This window comes from Maribacter sp. (assembly GCF_039974175.1).
Taxonomy (GTDB): Bacteria; Bacteroidota; Bacteroidia; order Flavobacteriales; family Flavobacteriaceae; genus Maribacter_C.
Genome location: NZ_JBDWJN010000012.1, coordinates 166,319 through 182,500 on the forward strand (window position 1 = coordinate 166,319; position 16,182 = coordinate 182,500).

19 protein-coding genes and 1 tRNA gene are annotated in these 16,182 nt (G+C 37.5%); 7 read left to right on the forward strand and 13 right to left on the reverse strand.

All coding sequences use genetic code 11. The features are described 5' to 3' along the window. The first annotated feature begins 29 nt into the window (after positions 1–29). From ABJN95_RS16985 to ABJN95_RS17000, 4 genes are all read left to right on the forward strand, one after another. On the forward strand, positions 30–722 hold the full coding sequence (locus tag ABJN95_RS16985) for a hypothetical protein (RefSeq protein ID WP_348372149.1): 693 nt from the start codon (positions 30–32) through the stop codon (positions 720–722). Positions 723–975: 253 nt separating this feature from the next. After that, complete coding sequence (locus ABJN95_RS16990) at positions 976–1,128, forward strand: hypothetical protein (RefSeq protein ID WP_348372151.1); 153 nt, start codon at positions 976–978, stop codon at positions 1,126–1,128. A 153-nt stretch (positions 1,129–1,281) separates the two neighbouring features. Beyond that, entirely contained in the window at positions 1,282–1,599 is a 318-nt protein-coding gene (locus ABJN95_RS16995; protein WP_348372153.1) for a hypothetical protein, read from the forward strand. A 455-nt stretch (positions 1,600–2,054) separates the two neighbouring features. Continuing rightward, the gene (locus ABJN95_RS17000; RefSeq protein ID WP_348372154.1) at positions 2,055–2,858 is read left to right on the forward strand and encodes an SOS response-associated peptidase family protein; all 804 of its coding nucleotides are present in this window, start codon (positions 2,055–2,057) and stop codon (positions 2,856–2,858) included. A gap of 105 nt (positions 2,859–2,963) precedes the next feature. On the opposite strand, the gene ABJN95_RS17005 is transcribed toward ABJN95_RS17000, so the two are convergent. The 10 genes from ABJN95_RS17005 to mce form a co-directional block, all read right to left on the reverse strand. Beyond that, positions 2,964–3,659 carry a hypothetical protein gene (locus tag ABJN95_RS17005; protein ID WP_348372156.1) on the reverse strand — a complete coding sequence of 232 codons (696 nt, stop codon included), beginning with the start codon at positions 3,657–3,659 and terminating at the stop codon, positions 2,964–2,966. Between the two features lie 231 nt (positions 3,660–3,890). Next, positions 3,891–4,127, reverse strand: coding sequence for a hypothetical protein (locus tag ABJN95_RS17010; RefSeq protein WP_348372157.1), 237 nt, complete (start codon positions 4,125–4,127; stop codon positions 3,891–3,893). A 58-nt stretch (positions 4,128–4,185) separates the two neighbouring features. After that, positions 4,186–4,770 carry a ParA family protein gene (locus ABJN95_RS17015; protein WP_348372159.1) on the reverse strand — a complete coding sequence of 195 codons (585 nt, stop codon included), beginning with the start codon at positions 4,768–4,770 and terminating at the stop codon, positions 4,186–4,188. Positions 4,771–4,779: 9 nt separating this feature from the next. Continuing rightward, positions 4,780–5,187, reverse strand: coding sequence for a hypothetical protein (locus ABJN95_RS17020; protein ID WP_348372160.1), 408 nt, complete (start codon positions 5,185–5,187; stop codon positions 4,780–4,782). A gap of 165 nt (positions 5,188–5,352) precedes the next feature. Continuing rightward, positions 5,353–6,057 (reverse strand): hypothetical protein, encoded by a 705-nt coding sequence (locus tag ABJN95_RS17025; protein ID WP_348372162.1) that lies wholly within the window; start codon positions 6,055–6,057, stop codon positions 5,353–5,355. Positions 6,058–6,067: 10 nt separating this feature from the next. Then, positions 6,068–6,517 carry a helix-turn-helix domain-containing protein gene (locus ABJN95_RS17030; protein ID WP_348372164.1) on the reverse strand — a complete coding sequence of 150 codons (450 nt, stop codon included), beginning with the start codon at positions 6,515–6,517 and terminating at the stop codon, positions 6,068–6,070. A gap of 88 nt (positions 6,518–6,605) precedes the next feature. Further along, positions 6,606–6,899, reverse strand: a complete 294-nt coding sequence (locus ABJN95_RS17035) for a DNA-binding protein (RefSeq protein ID WP_348372166.1) — start codon at positions 6,897–6,899, stop codon at positions 6,606–6,608. A 106-nt stretch (positions 6,900–7,005) separates the two neighbouring features. Further along, positions 7,006–7,737, reverse strand: coding sequence for a hypothetical protein (locus ABJN95_RS17040; RefSeq protein WP_348372168.1), 732 nt, complete (start codon positions 7,735–7,737; stop codon positions 7,006–7,008). Between the two features lie 126 nt (positions 7,738–7,863). Then, positions 7,864–7,937 (reverse strand) — tRNA-Ile (locus ABJN95_RS17045). A 104-nt stretch (positions 7,938–8,041) separates the two neighbouring features. Continuing rightward, positions 8,042–8,446: a methylmalonyl-CoA epimerase gene (gene mce, locus ABJN95_RS17050; protein WP_348372169.1), complete on the reverse strand. Its 405-nt coding sequence runs from the start codon at positions 8,444–8,446 to the stop codon at positions 8,042–8,044. Positions 8,447–8,533: 87 nt separating this feature from the next. On the opposite strand from mce, the gene rbfA reads away from it, so the two are divergent. Together rbfA and ABJN95_RS17060 are read left to right on the forward strand one after the other, a co-directional pair. Beyond that, positions 8,534–8,926 (forward strand): 30S ribosome-binding factor RbfA, encoded by a 393-nt coding sequence (rbfA, locus tag ABJN95_RS17055; protein WP_348372171.1) that lies wholly within the window; start codon positions 8,534–8,536, stop codon positions 8,924–8,926. A gap of 1 nt (position 8,927) precedes the next feature. Further along, positions 8,928–10,139 (forward strand): FtsX-like permease family protein, encoded by a 1,212-nt coding sequence (locus ABJN95_RS17060; RefSeq protein WP_348372173.1) that lies wholly within the window; start codon positions 8,928–8,930, stop codon positions 10,137–10,139. Here the strand turns inward: ABJN95_RS17060 and dusB are convergent. From dusB to ABJN95_RS17075, 3 genes are all read right to left on the reverse strand, one after another. Then, positions 10,136–11,131 carry a tRNA dihydrouridine synthase DusB gene (dusB, locus tag ABJN95_RS17065; RefSeq protein WP_348372174.1) on the reverse strand — a complete coding sequence of 332 codons (996 nt, stop codon included), beginning with the start codon at positions 11,129–11,131 and terminating at the stop codon, positions 10,136–10,138. The genes ABJN95_RS17060 and dusB overlap by 4 nt on opposite strands. 48 nt (positions 11,132–11,179) lie before the next feature. Continuing rightward, on the reverse strand, positions 11,180–13,603 hold the full coding sequence (locus ABJN95_RS17070; RefSeq protein ID WP_348372176.1) for a TonB-dependent receptor family protein: 2,424 nt from the start codon (positions 13,601–13,603) through the stop codon (positions 11,180–11,182). A gap of 103 nt (positions 13,604–13,706) precedes the next feature. Next, positions 13,707–14,927 carry a M28 family peptidase gene (locus ABJN95_RS17075; protein ID WP_348372258.1) on the reverse strand — a complete coding sequence of 407 codons (1,221 nt, stop codon included), beginning with the start codon at positions 14,925–14,927 and terminating at the stop codon, positions 13,707–13,709. A 117-nt stretch (positions 14,928–15,044) separates the two neighbouring features. Between ABJN95_RS17075 and ABJN95_RS17080 the strand changes: the two genes are divergently transcribed. Then, a complete protein-coding gene (locus ABJN95_RS17080) occupies positions 15,045–16,181 on the forward strand; it encodes a hypothetical protein (RefSeq protein WP_348372179.1) in 1,137 nt (378 codons plus the stop codon). The last annotated feature ends 1 nt before the right edge of the window (position 16,182 follow it).

Genomic DNA, 16,182 nt, shown 5'->3' on the forward strand with positions numbered 1-16,182 from the left:
TTCCCTTTAGAAAATAGCTTATAAGTAACATGACAGATGAACAACATTTAAGTCACCTATCCAAGGTTGAAATCTACTGTCAAATTTTACTGGGTATTTTAAGATATACGAATCTTAAGACTTATCCGACCGAAGAAGAGCATAAAAAACAGTTAACTAAAAAGTTGAAATTTCAAAATGCACATGACTTTGATTTGTATAGGGCATGTATTGATCAAATGGAAGATGCACAATATGCGATTAATGAGTTCATAGAAAATGGTTTATATATAAATGAAAATAGACAAGGAGAAATGTACCTTAGATTATATGGCGTTTTAAATGCTTGTTATTTACAAACTGGAGTTATGATAGATTTAGTAAGACTTTTCAACTTTCAAAATCAAAAAGAAATTCGAGAGGAATTGAAAAAATTAGATGCAATTGATTTGCGCAATAAAATTGCATCACATACCACAAACTACCGAGATGAAAATAATTATTCCAGTTATTTTAAAGTTGCTCAATCATCTTTAGATAAAAAGGCGAATAGAATATTAGTTGTCAAAAGAGATGAAGAAGCCAACTACATTAATTTATTAGACTATGTGATTGAATTTACGAAGACAATTGAACTATACTTAGATCAAATAATTGACAAGGAGTTGTATTCAAGGACTTTCAAAAAGGAATCATTTGTTTGGATGAAATCTAGACATGATTACATAAAAAACCGTAGCTAAAAGTATATCGTCTGTGATTTTAGTGGATTCTACTTAGCCAGAATCTACTGAGAATCGACAATGATTGTTCTAATAAATATTATCTGATAATTTAGCTAAGTGAAAATTATGGGTTTTTTAAAGTTTAAGTGAATGACAAACTCTTTACAAATTGCACCTTTTGTAAAGAATATATAAAATGGAATGAATTTCAGTAACTTCTCCAAAAGTTCAGATAAAGAGTAGTTTGCGACCAATGATCAATTAAGAATATATGAGCAAAAAAAAGGATGAGTTAGAGAATTGGAAGGATTTAATTGATTCAAGAAACCTTACTGACAAGGAAAAAATTGAAGAAAGACTAGCGATTCGTAAGGCGCGTGCAGCGAGAGGTGGCAAAGGGGCTAGTAATGATACAAAAGCCTGAATAGACACTAACACTTTGAATATTTCACCTTCTGTAAAGAGTTTACTACCTAGCATTAATTTTGCTATCTTCCTTCAAAGTTCAAAAAAAAGATGAAATTAATAAAGAAATGGTGGGCCAGATTAATTTATAAACAAAAGATAACTTTGAGTTATGCCTAAAGAATCAAGAAAATATGATTTTGGGAGTCTTTTCGTAGAAGCAGGCGCTACGGCCAATAAGCTGCATGTTGTTTGGAGGGATAATAAATGGTACTTGATACGGGAAGACAAGATTCGCCCAATATATCATGGCATATCTAAAACTCGTGTGTTGTGCAAGGCATTAGACTTTTTTCTTAGAATGGATTTAGATGCTCTAGTTGTACATAATCATGACGGTTCAGTAGAAGAAATGATTCCAATTGAAGATATTAGAGGAATGATTAAAACCACAACTACAAATAAGAGAACAAATCTTCGTTTGGAATGAATTAGAGATGCAGTTTGTGAAACGGGTGTTATAGGTGACCCTACCAAAGTTCAAATGAAGAATCAGATCAGTCAACTTTTGACAGAATAAGTTAAAGATTCAATTCTTTTTTTCGAAGCGTCGCCACTCACCACGGGAATAATAGTAATAATATGCATTGTGTTCAAAGTTCAGGTTTCTAGATACTAATGCATGAAGTGTTTTCTCCAATTTTTCAGGCTCTTTTATATATCTTTTTAAATGACCGTGTTTGTAAAGCATAGCTTTTCCTTTCGATACAGAAATGTAGTCACGTCCGGAGTTAGATACCTTGAAATTTCCCTCGAAATAAACAGCTTGCCTTATCCAAAGGGATATTAATCCTTCATGTATATTAAAATATTCGGACATATTCCAAATTTATGGATATAATCCATTTTATCTAATTTTAATTATATTTATATAAATTGTAAATCATGTGCTACTCAACATCAAATAAAGAAAAATCAATAGCCCAAATGGAGCGAGAGCTAGAAGCACAAAAAAAAGCTAGTTTAAATTACCGGCCTCATTACTGGATGACTGGCTTTGCTCATGAAACCATCTATGCAGTAACCCAAGAAAACCCGAATATTATTGACGAAATGACTTGGGGCATTGTAGAACCCTGGACCAATGATGTGAGTGAAAGGTGGAAAAAGCTTGCAGGCAAATCTTTAAATACCCAAGCAGAATATGTCTTTGAGAACAACAGGAGTGAAGAAGCTATTTTAAGACGTAGATGTATTATTCCCGTTACGGGATATTTTGAGCCCTATAAGATAAAGTCGGCCTCATATCCCCATCTTGTGCAACCAGTACATGAAACATACTTGGGCTTATTGGGTGTTTACAACACCATTAATGGTATCAATTATACCAGTATCTTGACTGCACCAGCCAATTCATTTATGGAAATGGTTCATAATGGAAAAAAGCGCCAACCGATTATGCTAGACCCAAATTATTGGAAGGAATGGGTTTCCAATGATTTGAGTGATGGGCAAATTAGAAACATGATGTTTCAGTGTGATACAGAGCAGGAACTCGAAGCTTTTACTGTTCTCCGTACGGCGACTAATGCTAGAGCTGACAATAACACCCCGGAAATACTCGAAAAGCAATATTTCCCGGAAGTAGTTGAGCAACAAAAATATGATATTCGTCAAGCGGATGTTTACAACGAAAATTGGGATAATCTAAATAGTGGAAACCTAAACCCCAGTAGTCTATTTGGATAAATTGTATTTCATCAAAATATTGTTCTTGATAAAAGTAAGATGTAATAATATATTCATTGATTTAAATAGATTAAGCGAGCATAATTTAATTTAATTTGCTCCGCTTTAGAAAGGTATTTCCATCTCTTCATTTTTGTAATTTTCTTGGAAGTCTTTCTTTTTAAATTCTAATAAATAACACCTTAGCTTACGAGGTAAATATTTGGAGAAATCAAGCTCTAATTTATAATAACCATAATCCATACCTTTTACAATTAACCCTAGAGAATCATATTTATCAAGGATTTTCTGTTTCTCAGTACGGTTTAAATGGTTAAGTTTCCCAAAATCAATAGTTCTATCCGGATTCTTAACAAGGCCAAGTAATACATGACATTCTTCAATACTTAATTTTTCCCACGCACGAATTTGTATTGCACGATTTAATTTCTGCTTCCGGGTAGCAATATGTCTTTTTCTTAGCTCTGCACTGCGTCTCTTATTATTTTCATTAATAATGTTCTGGCATGCATCGCAAAAGTTGCTAGATCGAAAATGTAAAAGAAATTTTGTTTGAGATTTAACTTTATAGAAAAGTTGCTTTGCACACTGATAGCAATAATCGGTTACATACCCAGAAGAGTGTTTTTGAATAATCTTGATTAAAGGCGTATAATCAAGACAAAACTCTTTACCTATTTTGCCTATTTGTTCTTGAAATTCACTTCCATCGAATTTCCAGTATCTATTCAGGATTTCCTTGGTTTCTGAATCAATGTCTTTATCTATAATAACTTGAAATTCTTTTGATTTATTCTGCATAAAAAAGCGTGGAACCGAACTTGAAGATTTCGAAGGTATCGCCAGACACCCCATAGCCAAACAAGAACAGCCCACGCCAGAGCGTGGGCATCAGTCTTGATTTTGGCTATTTCTATTAAAACTGGCGATTTTATCGAAACCAAATCAAAAGCAAATGCTTTCGTATTTTATAATTCTTTTATGTTCCTTATTTCATTTGTTTAAATCAAATTTAGGAAAATATAATACAATTTAATGTTTACCTAAATACTCTCGGATGGCCGTAGTAATTATTTCTTTTATACTATGTCCGTCTTCCAAAGCTCTAAACTTTAATCGTTTTTTTAAATCAGGATGGATGTCAAAATTACATTGTACCATTTCCTTGTTAATACTCTCGATAATCGGATTAACCTCTTGAAGGGCCATAGGATATTTTTTATTCTGTAATTCTTTAACTAAGTCTCGTATGTTCTTTTTTTTATCCATAGTAATATAGTTTTATAGTAGGGTAGGATTATAGAAACCTACATTTCTAGATTTGTATCTATAGTAACCTTATTAGAATTTCTTTGGTTAAATTATTTATTTGGCCTTGTGCTTTGATATGATGCCGAACACCTTGCAGAGCTACGGACCTTGTGAAGGCAACTAAATCGCTAATCTTCGTGCGAGCAACTGGAATTTCAAATGGTTTAACCAGTTCCATAATATTCTTAGTAAGTGTCGTGTTGGGTTTAATCATATTAAAGACTATAAGAGCTTTAGAATCCATTTTCTCTCTCTTTACCAAGTCCAAGGTGCTTTTGATTGCCAATACGTCTAAAATCCCTGCTTTTGTTGGTATAACAATCAAATCTGAGACTTGAATTAAATTTGGTAATGCGTTGGAAAGATATGGTGGGGTATCTATGATGATGAAATCATATTCGATATTGTTAGAAATTATTTGCTCGTCATTTGTAATGTAGATTCCATCAATCTTTTCATGCAGTTGTAATAAGCTACCCTGATGGTCCATGTCTAGTATTGCTACCTTTGAACTATCGGAAAGGTTTAGTGCAAGGTTAAGGGCTATAGTAGATTTACCTACACCGCCTTTTTGATGTACACATAGAATTAGTTTGGTCATATTTTTCACCTAGAGTATAACCCCTTTGAGCTTTGTAATTATTTTTTGCTGTTGCATAATATATAGCGATAGCTGTTCATCAATAGCGTCAGATACATTCATAGGAATAATGTTTTGCAATCTTAGTTCATTAAGGTGGCGAGCTATTTGATTTATGTTCACACCAACCCTGTTAACTTCTAGCGAAAGATTTTTTATATCATTAAGGAACTCGACCGGATTTAGATGTCTAGGTTTGTAGTTTTCTAGGATGATACTATATCTCATATATTCGGAAATATATTTATGCCCGGCATCCTTAGTTCTGGTTTTTAAAATCTCTAATTCATATGCGTTTAAATACAGATATATGCGTTTTCTCTTATCGTGATGATTAAGTTTTTTTCTTCCTGAAATTGTTCTTTTTTTTTGATCCATAAACAAAGTATTTGTGTTGGTTTTTATCCACGGTAGTGGCAAGAGGTTTTCGGACTCCTCAATTTTGAGGGGGCGGAAAACACATCTTGCAAAGTAAAAGTCGCAAACACTTCTAATTAAAATTCCTTTGCAAATTTTCGCTGCTGGCTAAAGGAAAAATAACATTCATCTTCTACTCTTTCCCGTTACGTTCAATGGCACTAGGTTGAACATTTCGTAAAAGCGGTCTTCAACTCTTGGGCCGTATCTTTTCCGAATTTCCTCTAGGGTAAGATTACAGGTAATATGAGTTTTTACACCTTTATCTACGAATTGATTATAACGAGCTTCAAGTATTCTGATGAATATGTCTTCCTTTCCAAAAACAAAAACATTCTGAGCGGTAGTTTCCGCTCCAAGTTCGTCGAACATAAAGTTACCTTTGGAATAGTTTTTTATTATTGAGTCTTTGTTTTTATCTGAGTTAAATTTGTTCACTACCTCTTGAGTTTCGATAAAGGGAAACCATAATTGTTTTAGGTTGTATTTTTGAGAAATACTTTGAATAATTTTAAAACTGGTAGTTTTTCCACTTCCAGAATTTCCATAGACAAAAAGCCCTTTGTTCAAATCACCTTCATGGTCAATTTCAAATAAGGAATCCCTTGAAAAGTACTTGCAGATTTGATTGAAATATTTTTTATTATCGGTGTCAACCTGAAATTCTCTGTTTCTTTTTTCTCGGTAAAATAATCTCGCTTCTCTTGCAAAAATTCTTTTCATTTGATTTAAATCGATTGATGACTGCATTTTTAAAACTTTGTTATTACTGTTGTTTAATTTCGAAAAGAATTCGCTTAAGACTCTTTTCGCTGGTATCGATTTACTCATTTTTTTCTTTTTATTTTAGGGGCGATCGATTACTTTTTGATGTATTTAATTTTTCTTTTAAAGAATAATCTTGTTTTATAATTGGTTTTATATGTTGGACATTTTCGTCATTGCTGCCTAGACATTTTTGTCTAGGCTGAATAGAAGCTTGTGTCATGGCTGCTTCGCCCGTTGTAAAGTTTATAATCATACAACTTCTTAAGTACCTTTTTCTGCCGTCAAAGCCATATTCTTCAATCCAACCAATTTCCTTTAATTGAGTCAAATACCGAGAAACTTGACGTTCCGATATTTGAAGAAACTTGGCCATATATTCATTCGACATATAGCACTCTTTTCCGTTAGCAGTAAAACTGTGAATTTCAACCGCTAGAATTTTTGCAGGCCACTTCATATCGGTATTTAGATAAATTACCTTAGGAATAAATACGCCTGTAAACTGTCTTAAATTTTTTTCCATTTTTAACGCGCAGGTGATTATGCCAATCCAATTAAATGATTTACGTCTTAGTACTAATTGAAGAATAGAAAGCAAAACGTTCTCTACACTAGGCTTTTTTATTCTTAAATAAGTGATTGTTTACCAAGCTATCGACTTCTTGGTTTGATGGAGAGCTATTACTTAGTAGCCATTCTTCAATTTTTAGCCTATCAAAGAAAAGTGATCCTCGTGTAGGCTTAGTGAATGGAATAAGGTTTAAGGAGGTCAAGCGATAAATATTTTTATCACTCCATCCTGTATAGGTCATAAGATCCTTCAGATTGAAAACTCTTTTCTGAGCTAACAAAGAATCTTTAAAAATTAACTTCAGCTCTTCAGCTGTAATAGATAGTTTACTCATTCTAAAATATTTAGATTATTAACTAGAGTAAACGACGTCGTTTATGTTTTGAATTCGTTTCTAATTTATTCTAATTGTTTTCAGCATTTTTAAAAAATGATTATTTCTAAACGTTTTTATCGATTAAACGTCTAATATAATCGTCGAACTGCAGAAGATTCTCGTGAAAAAAGTACTCTTCATTTTTCTTGTTGCGACTATTTTTCGCGGTATTAAATGAATCAATTTTCATATACGATCCTTTTTTTGTTTTAAATAGCTTTTTTCTAACTGCTAATGCAGGAGAAAAAGAACTAGAATATCTACTCATAATTTCAAAAATCAAACCCGTTTGGCTTAATGTAATATTCCATTGGACATAATCTTCATGTCCAAAATCCGACATAAAGACTTTTTGGAATGATTCAAAAGATGTTTTTGATTTGAGAAACTCAAATTCTTTCATTTTCTCAAATATTCCTTTTAATTGCCCTACAGTAAAATTAAAGCCCAAATTAGTACATAGTTGTTCTCTCACTTTTCGAACAGGTATTCTAATTAAAAACTCATCGGATAAATCAATTTTAGGGTCTTTAGTAATTTTGAAAAGTGCAAAGGAGCAAAAGAATGTGCTAGCAAGAAATAAAATGAAAAGGAAAAATGAAGCGAAAATATTTTCAAATCTATTTATAAAGGCCAAACAAATAAAACCTATTACTAAACTAGTGCCGTTATAGTAAAATTTTAAACCGATACTATCTCTGGTATATGGCTTAGAATTAAACAATAATATTTCCAACTTTATAGCCCTTCGAATAATTTCTGTAAAAAGATTATCTAATCGTCTATGATCTATCATTATTCCCAATTTTTCTATAAATTAGTAATAATTAGAACTAAATAAAAATCAATTGTTCGACCTATGTTCGACCCATTTAAAAAAACAAAACCCTTCAATTTCTTGAAGGGCCTGTTGGCATTAATGTGGTCCCACATGGGCTCGAACCATGGACCCCCTGATTATGAGTCAGGTGCTCTAACCAGCTGAGCTATAGGACCGAAAATCGGACTGCAATATTACTATTTATTTTCTAGGGCTGCAAGCATTTCACAACCCAAAAAACACTCCTTTTTGAGAATTACGGCTGCCTTTTTATGGCGGGTTACGCAGGGGCCTCTTGGCACAGCTCTACCAAAACCCCATTGGCGGTCTTTGGGTGCACAAAGGCAACCAGCTTATTGTCTGCCCCTTTTTTGGGCGTTTCGTTCAATACCTGAAACCCTTCTTTTTTTAAGCGTTTGATTTCGGCCACGATATCATCAACAGCGAAGGCGATATGGTGTACGCCTTCTCCCCTTTTTTCGATATACTTGGCTATGGGGCTAGCGGCACTGGTGGCGGCTAGCAATTCAATCTTATTTGGGCCTGATTTGAAAAAAGAGGTGTTGACCCCCTCTGAAAGTACCTCTTCCATTTTGTAATTCGGTACCCCCAACAGCTTCTCAAACAGCTCGTTCGAAACTTCCAAATCTTTGACCGCAATACCAATATGTTCTATTTTGTTCACCTGTACCCAATTTTATATCCGCAGCTATTAGCGTAGATGCTTGCTTAATATTACAAAAATACGGAGATTACTACGTATTTTTGCCTCATGGAAACACAGCGGCAGAAAAAAATTGCAGGGGTCATTCAAAAAGATATCGTTGATATTCTACAACGAGCGGCTATAGACGGCGGATTGAAAGGCACCCTTATTTCTGCATCGAAAGTAGCCGTCACCACAGATCTTTCAATCGCCAAGGTATACCTCAGTATCTTTCCCACTAAAAATGCCCAAGAACTCTTGGAGGGCATTCAATCGAATCAACCCTTAATCAAACACGAGTTGTCACAACGCACGCGAAATCAATTGCGCCGTGTACCCGAACTCTTGTTTTTCCTTGACGATTCTTTAGACTATATCGAGAATATCGAAAAGTCACTTAAGGGCGAAGAAAATCCTGTGAAAAACCCCGATCTTTTGGAGAAAAGAAAGAAGTCTTAATTTGAACTTTCCCTTTTACATAGCGAAGCGGTATGTGCGTTCAAAGAGCACTCAAAATGCCGTGAACGTTATTAATTTTATCACCTTTCTGGTGATCGTCATAGGCTCAGCGGCCTTGTTTATTGTACTTTCTGCCTTCGCAGGCCTAAAAACATATAGCCTTTCGTTTACGAATGCTTTTGACCCCGATCTTAAAGCGGTTCCGACCAGCGGAAAGTTTTTTTCCGTTTCGCCCGAACAAGAACAACAACTTTCTGAAATCGAAGGCCTAGCCATTTTTTCTAAGGAAATCGAAGAACGCGTGTATCTACGACATCGCGAAAGAGACGATATTGCCAGTATAAAAGGCGTAGATGCCAACTACAACCAAACTACGGGAATTGACAGCACGCTTTATTACGGAGAATGGAGTATTGGTCCGCAACAAGGGGTTGCCGGTATCGGTATCGTCAACAAATTGGGAGTGACCATAAACCAGGTTAGAAACCCCTTGCGTATTCTAGCTCCAAAACCAGGCAAGGGATCTATTTCAATGCAATCACCTGCAACCGCCAACCAACTATATAACGAGCTGCCTTTAGTGATTAGCGGGGTCTTTCAAGTAGAAGAAAATCTAGACAACAAATACATATTTATCGACCTTGAACTAGCACAAGCTCTCCTTGAGAAAAGCGATACACAGGTATCGGGTATCAACTTCAAATTCACGGCTGAAGCGAATGCACTACGCCTACGTGACCAAATCACAGCCGTTCTTGGAAATACGGTTACGCTAAAAAATAGGCAACAACTGCACGGTACGCTGTATCGTATGTTAAACACCGAACAAGTGGCCACTTACCTTATTTTTACCTTGGTCTTGATCATAGCCCTCTTCAATGTGGTAGGTGCTATCATTATGATGATTTTAGACAAGCAGCAGAATTCAAGAACCTTATATAATTTAGGGGTTACCGTCAAAGAACTGCGTCGCATTTACTTTGTGCAAGGTGTTTTGGTAACAACTGCTGGCGGTATAATCGGTATCCTTTTAGGAGTGTGTTTGGTGGGCCTTCAACTTCTTTTTGGATTTGTGCCTATTGGATCTATTGAATACCCCGTGGAACTCAACTTTTTAAATGTCTTGATTGTGCTGGCCACTATCGTGGTACTAGGCATCATCGCTTCTAAGATTGCCAGTAGCCGTATAAATACCAAGTTGGTATCTGCCTAGTTGGCGAATTCGTAATCTCCAAACTTTTCCAAAACCTCATCAAAGGCAGCAAATACATCAGCCGATTCATCGCTGGTTACCATCTTCATACGATAGGGTTTAAAGTCGGGAATTCCCTTAAAATAATTGGTGTAGTGCCTGCGCGTTTCAAAAACACCCAATTTTTCACCTTTCCAGTCGATAGCCATTTGCAAATGACGCCTTGCGGCCGTTACCCGTTCCTGCATCGTAGGTGGTGCTAGGTGTGTGCCTGTAGCAAAAAAGTGTTTCACCTCTTTAAAAAACCAAGGATACCCTATACTAGCACGGCCAATCATCGCGCCATCAAGACCATAGTCATCGCGCATTCGCATGGCCGCTTCAGGACTATCAATATCGCCATTTCCAAAAACAGGTATATGCATTCTGGGGTTGTTCTTTACCGCTGCAATAGGTTTCCAATCTGCCGACCCTTTGTACATCTGGGCTCTTGTACGACCATGAATTGCAATGGCCTTACAGCCTACATCTTGCAAACGTTCGGCAACTTCAACAATCATGATTGAATTTTCATCCCATCCCAGGCGGGTCTTCACCGTGACCGGAAGTTTGGTATGTTCCACCATGGCCTTGGTCAAATAAACCATCAAATCAATGTCTTTTAAGATGCCCGCCCCGGCTCCCTTACTCACCACTTTCTTCACTGGGCACCCAAAATTAATATCGATAATATCAGGATTCGATTTTTCAACAATCTCAACAGACTGCAACATAGAGTCTAAATTCGCCCCAAAAATCTGAATGCCAACCGGACGCTCCTTTTCATAAATATCAAGCTTCATTACGCTTTTTGCGGCATCGCGAATCAAGCCTTCAGAAGAGATAAATTCAGTGTAAACCACATCTGCCCCCTGCTCTTTGCATAAGGCACGAAATGGGGGGTCACTTACATCCTCCATGGGTGCAAGTAACAAGGGAAAATCAGGCAATTGTATGTCTCCTATTTTGGGCAAAACTTCTGATTTTAGAGTGCAAAAATAACCAAAAGCTTCTAAATTGAATTATTCGTCTTTTTGAAGACGATCACGTTCCTGTTTGTCAATTGCTTTTTCAGTATCGCCCAGCCTGAAGTTTCCAAAATTATACGTGAAGCCCAATCGAACAAATTGGGTTTCTAAAACAGGTCGAAAGGAGTTGTTTTGATTTAAATATCTCGAAGTATATCTAGGATTGGCTTTGCCCAATAGATCTTCCACCCTCAAGCTTATTATCGCTTTTTTGTTCCACAAAGACTTTGTGAGCCCCATATTTAATACCGTTGTTGGATCTGATTGTACATAAGAGCCAAAGACAAAAGTAGATAGGTAATCAAGACTCAACTCGCCACTAAAAGTGCCGTCTTTAGACAGGCTAAGATAATTGTTCAAGGAAGCATAGAACCCTTCTACCTTGTTCGTGACCAACTGATTATTGCTTTCCAAGGCCAAAAATGTTTCCGATTCTGAAAACAAGGAGGTGTATGCATAGAGGTACCAAGTCTTAGAAATAGAGGTGCTGATTGTAAAATCAAGCCCATAAGAAATACTTGCATTCACGTTTTGATTGATTTGTCTTAAATTTTGCGCTTCATTATCTTGAAAGCTCAATGAACTGATGTATTCGCCATTGTCTCGGTAATAAAAATCAAAGAAGTAGGTGTCCTTCAGTGAATAATTCAGATTGAAATTATGGCTGAAGTTAGGTGTAAGGTTGGGGTTGCCCTCGTTAAAATCGTTTTCATTTAAAAAAAGTCGGAAGGGATTTAGATCTTGGTAATCGGGCCGCTGTAATTTTCTAGCATAATCAAAGGAAAGGCTACTTTCTTCCGTAAGATTATGCAAGAGATTGAAAGACGGAAATAGTTCAAAATAGTTTTGATTGGTGTTGTTGCTAAGCGCTAAGGAGAGCCCGCGAACATCGGTCTGCTCTCCTCGAAGTCCGGCTTTTAAGGTCCACTTTTTCCAGTTTCGCGCAAGACTCACATAGCCTGCATATACCAGTTCGGTATACTCAAAATTATCAGATAAAGTTGTATTCTGAGTGGCTACACCTGCTTCGATATCGAAAAAATTATAGGTGTTCGCCGAGTTGATTCGAGAAATCTTAGCGCCCGTTTCAAAGGATGCTTTTCCGATTGGGGAAACAAAATCAAGCTGGCCCGTATAAATAGCGATGTCTTGGTCAGATACGGTTGAAAAATCCAATCCGTTTAAGAAGCCACCGGTAGGGTCTGAATATCTACTAGCGACCCCTTGTTCTCCATTGTCGGAGTATTTTGTAAAGTGAATATTAGCGGTCAATTTGCGCCCTTCCTTTTTAAATTGATGCGCATAGGTGGCATCTATACCCAAGTTACTGTTATCGTTACCTATACTACTGGTAGTAGCCAGAGTAGAATCTAACTGTTGCGATGCATTTAACATTGTTGTAGCCACCCTATTGGCGGTTCTTTTGTTGGGTGAAAGCCCCAAATTTGCGGTAACATTTACCGAATTGTTTTCATTAATCGTATAGTCTAAAATAAGATTTGCATTCTGCCCTAAGGATTTGGTCGTTTTTTCCAAATCAGAATCCCAGGTCGCAAAAACCAAGTTGGAAGGATCAAAAAACGCAATATCACTGTTTACCCTCTTAAAGTCTTTTCTCGGATTTATGGTATAGTTGGCAAAAAGGCTGAAATTGTCTGTTTTATAATAATGGCTCGTACCAAGACTATATTTGGCAAAAACCGATTGCGCGTAATTTGCTTGTACGCTTCCTTTATAACCCGGTACAAGATTTTTGGCTGTTACAATATTCAGTATTGGGCCACCCTCCGCATCGTAATTGGCCGGCGGACTTGGAATTACCTCAATAGATTTGATATTCACCCCCGATAAGCTTTCCAAAAAAGACTTGGTCTCCTCTGTTGACAGCCGTAATTTTCTATCGTTAAGATATATGGTGGCGCCTTGCCCCTTTATTTGCAATCCATTTTGAGCATTGATAACTCCCGGCGTGTTTCTAATAATATCCCAAGAATTGCTTTGTGATATTGATGTGTTTTCTACATTGAATACGATTCGATCTGCTTGCCGTTCTAAGGTGGGTCGCGCTGCGGTAACCGTCACCTCATCTAAAGCTTCGGCACTTTTTTCCATTACCAAAGCTCCGATATTGATGTCCTTTTTTATATCAAGTGAAACGAGGTTCGACTCAGCGCCAAAATAGCTGGCTTTGAGCAAATACAGCCCTTCATTTATGGCTGTCAAAACAAAATACCCGTTTTCATCGGCAGAAGCTCCTTTCACTAACGTAAAATCATCGGGGCTTAACAAAAAAACATTGGCAAAGGGCAAAACCTTAGCATCTTGGGTTTTCACATATCCTGATAATCGATATTGTTGTGAAAATAATACCAAAGGGGCTAGAAGGAAAAGTATTCCTATGAGGTTGGTTAGCTTCATTGATCTAGGGTCAATATCCAAATCTATGAAAATAATTACGTAAAAAGCAGCTTATTTTCTCTCAAAACAGTCGCTAACTTTCTTTCCTATATTCCTAAAAATATCAGAATGTTATTTCAAAAGACACTTTCGCACCCTTCCGATCGACCACAACATTGGTGGTATTGCCTTCTTCAAAAGTAGAAAGTGCCCGCATATAACTCATCATATCAGTTACGGTGCTATCTCCTAATTGAATAACAACATCGCCTTTTTGAAGTCCTGCTCGTTGGGCTGGTTTGTCTTCACTTACACCGTCGATTCGCATGCCTTTGCCATCGAAAAGATAATCAGGTACCACCCCTAAAGCGACTTTAAAACGCGGTACTTCCTCGCTTTCGTTTTTTGTCTTCTTAAATTTGAGTTTGGCTTTATCATCCAACTCCTTTATAACAGCATAAATATAGGCTGAAATCATTTCCATGCCGGTATAATTCAATTTTTCGGAGTCATCGGAAGGTTTGTGGTAATCTTCGTGTTGGCCGGTGAAAAAGTGTAAAACCGGTATATCGTGCAGGTAAAATGAGGTGTGGTCAGATGGGCCTACCCCCGATTCTTGCAATACCAGTTTGAACCCAGGGTTGGTACTATTCAAAACCTGAGGCCAAATAGGCGTGGTTCCGGTGCCACTAATAGACAAGGTTTTATCTTCACGCAGCCTGCCCACCATGTCCATATTGATCATATAGTTCGCCGTAGATAGTGCTACGGTTGGGTTTTTGGTAAAGTAATTGCTTCCTAACAATCCCATTTCCTCGCCAGAAAAAGCCATAAAAAGATAGTTGCTTCCGTGAAGCGTGTCTTTTAGTTTCTGAGCGAGCTGCAGCATCACACTTACACCACTTGCATTGTCATCTGCTCCGTTGTGAACGGCTTCCCCTTCACGGTACAAAGAACCTTGGCCGCCCATTCCCAGATGGTCATAGTGGGCGCCAATAATTATGGTTTTCTCCGCCTTATTGTCGATATAACCCAGCACGTTAGTACCCGTTATGGTACTATCACCCCCACCGAATTGTACCTCTGAATGCGGATCGGTTTTTGGTTTGAAGGTAAAGGTTTGATAATAGGTTCCGGCATTTCCTTTGGGCAGAAGCCCCAAACCCTGCATGCGCTCTTGAATGTATGCTGCCGCAATACGCTCTTCAGCCGTTCCGGTTTCGCGGCCGCCTAAACTATCGCTAGCCAAAAAACTTACGTCTTCTTCTAAAGAAACTATTTTTTGTTTTTCTGTTTTACAGCCTACCAGGGCCAAGAAAAAAAAGAAAAGGATACTATTCTTCATCATTTTTAGGGTTTGAACCGCTTTAAAAACCTCCTAACGAGCAAAAAATTAGCTAATTTTCGCTACACTCCAAAAAGTTTAAACTTGTTTGTAGTTTTACGTAAAATTAAGCATCCTATGAAGAAACTGTTAACGATACTGGTACTAATCGCCTTTGTTAATTGCAAGAGCGAGCCAAAAAAAATGGAGCCGGTTACAAAAAAAGAAACCTCCTTAATGGCTGCAAGCGATACCCTTATCTATGCTGAGGAAAAATATTTTAAGAGTATTCGACAAATTACTTTCGGGGGCGACAACGCGGAGGCCTACTGGAGTTGGGATGATAAACAAATGATTTTTCAGTCGAACAACACCGCTTGGGGAATGCACTGTGACCAGATGTTTTTGATGCAGAATGAAGAGCAGTTCGAAGATCAAAAACCGCCTATGATCAGCACCGGAATGGGACGTACCACTTGTGCCTACTTCTTGCCTGACAACAAACATTTTGTCTATGGGTCGACCCATTTGGCAGACAAAGAATGCCCTGAAGTGCCGTTGCGTAAAAACGGCAACTACGTTTGGCCGGTATATGACTCTTTTGACATTTTCGTTGCTGATTTAGACGGAAATATCACAGCCCAATTGACTGATGAAAAAGGGTATGACGCCGAGGCAACGGTTTCGCCCAAAGGCGACAAAATCGTTTTTACTTCTGATCGAAGTGGCGACCTTGAGCTCTATACCATGAACTTAGATGGTTCTGATGTCAAACAAATCACCGATGAATTGGGTTATGACGGCGGGGCATTTTTCTCTCCCGACGGCACCAAATTGATTTTTAGGGCATCGCGCCCAAAGACCGCAGCTGAAATCAAAAAGTACAAAGATCTCTTAGCCGATGGCTTGGTTGAACCTACCGAAATGGAGCTGTTTATTTGCAATGCCGATGGTTCTGACTTGAAACAGCTCACCTTTTTAGGCAATGCCAACTGGAGTCCGTTTTTTCATCCTTCTGGGAAGAAAATATTGTTCTCTAGTAATTTTGAAGCGGAAAAAGGATTTCCATTTAACCTCTATTTCATCGATATCGATGGGAAAAACCTAGAGCGTGTAACGCATGGAAAAACCTTTGATGCTTTTCCGGTTTTTTCAAACGATGGCAAGTATTTGGCCTTTTCAAGCAACCGCAATAACGGAGGTACACGCGATACGAACTTATTTATTGCCGAATGGCAGGAGGCCACCCCTAAGCCTGGCAAAGGAGGAGAATGAT

What these genes read in the sequence shown, in the direction of transcription:
- ABJN95_RS16985 (WP_348372149.1), top strand. Translation starts at nt 30, where the DNA reads ATGACAGATGAACAACATTTAAGTCACCTATCCAAGGTTGAAATCTAC.
- ABJN95_RS16990 (WP_348372151.1), top strand. Translation starts at nt 976, where the DNA reads ATGAGCAAAAAAAAGGATGAGTTAGAGAATTGGAAGGATTTAATTGAT.
- ABJN95_RS16995 (WP_348372153.1), top strand. Translation starts at nt 1,282, where the DNA reads ATGCCTAAAGAATCAAGAAAATATGATTTTGGGAGTCTTTTCGTAGAA.
- ABJN95_RS17000 (WP_348372154.1), top strand. Translation starts at nt 2,055, where the DNA reads ATGTGCTACTCAACATCAAATAAAGAAAAATCAATAGCCCAAATGGAG.
- ABJN95_RS17005 (WP_348372156.1), bottom strand. Translation starts at nt 3,659, where the DNA reads ATGCAGAATAAATCAAAAGAATTTCAAGTTATTATAGATAAAGACATT.
- ABJN95_RS17010 (WP_348372157.1), bottom strand. Translation starts at nt 4,127, where the DNA reads ATGGATAAAAAAAAGAACATACGAGACTTAGTTAAAGAATTACAGAAT.
- ABJN95_RS17015 (WP_348372159.1), bottom strand. Translation starts at nt 4,770, where the DNA reads ATGACCAAACTAATTCTATGTGTACATCAAAAAGGCGGTGTAGGTAAA.
- ABJN95_RS17020 (WP_348372160.1), bottom strand. Translation starts at nt 5,187, where the DNA reads ATGGATCAAAAAAAAAGAACAATTTCAGGAAGAAAAAAACTTAATCAT.
- ABJN95_RS17025 (WP_348372162.1), bottom strand. Translation starts at nt 6,057, where the DNA reads ATGAGTAAATCGATACCAGCGAAAAGAGTCTTAAGCGAATTCTTTTCG.
- ABJN95_RS17030 (WP_348372164.1), bottom strand. Translation starts at nt 6,517, where the DNA reads ATGGAAAAAAATTTAAGACAGTTTACAGGCGTATTTATTCCTAAGGTA.
- ABJN95_RS17035 (WP_348372166.1), bottom strand. Translation starts at nt 6,899, where the DNA reads ATGAGTAAACTATCTATTACAGCTGAAGAGCTGAAGTTAATTTTTAAA.
- ABJN95_RS17040 (WP_348372168.1), bottom strand. Translation starts at nt 7,737, where the DNA reads ATGATAGATCATAGACGATTAGATAATCTTTTTACAGAAATTATTCGA.
- rbfA (WP_348372171.1), top strand. Translation starts at nt 8,534, where the DNA reads ATGGAAACACAGCGGCAGAAAAAAATTGCAGGGGTCATTCAAAAAGAT.
- ABJN95_RS17070 (WP_348372176.1), bottom strand. Translation starts at nt 13,603, where the DNA reads ATGAAGCTAACCAACCTCATAGGAATACTTTTCCTTCTAGCCCCTTTG.
- ABJN95_RS17075 (WP_348372258.1), bottom strand. Translation starts at nt 14,927, where the DNA reads ATGAAGAATAGTATCCTTTTCTTTTTTTTCTTGGCCCTGGTAGGCTGT.
- ABJN95_RS17080 (WP_348372179.1), top strand. Translation starts at nt 15,045, where the DNA reads ATGAAGAAACTGTTAACGATACTGGTACTAATCGCCTTTGTTAATTGC.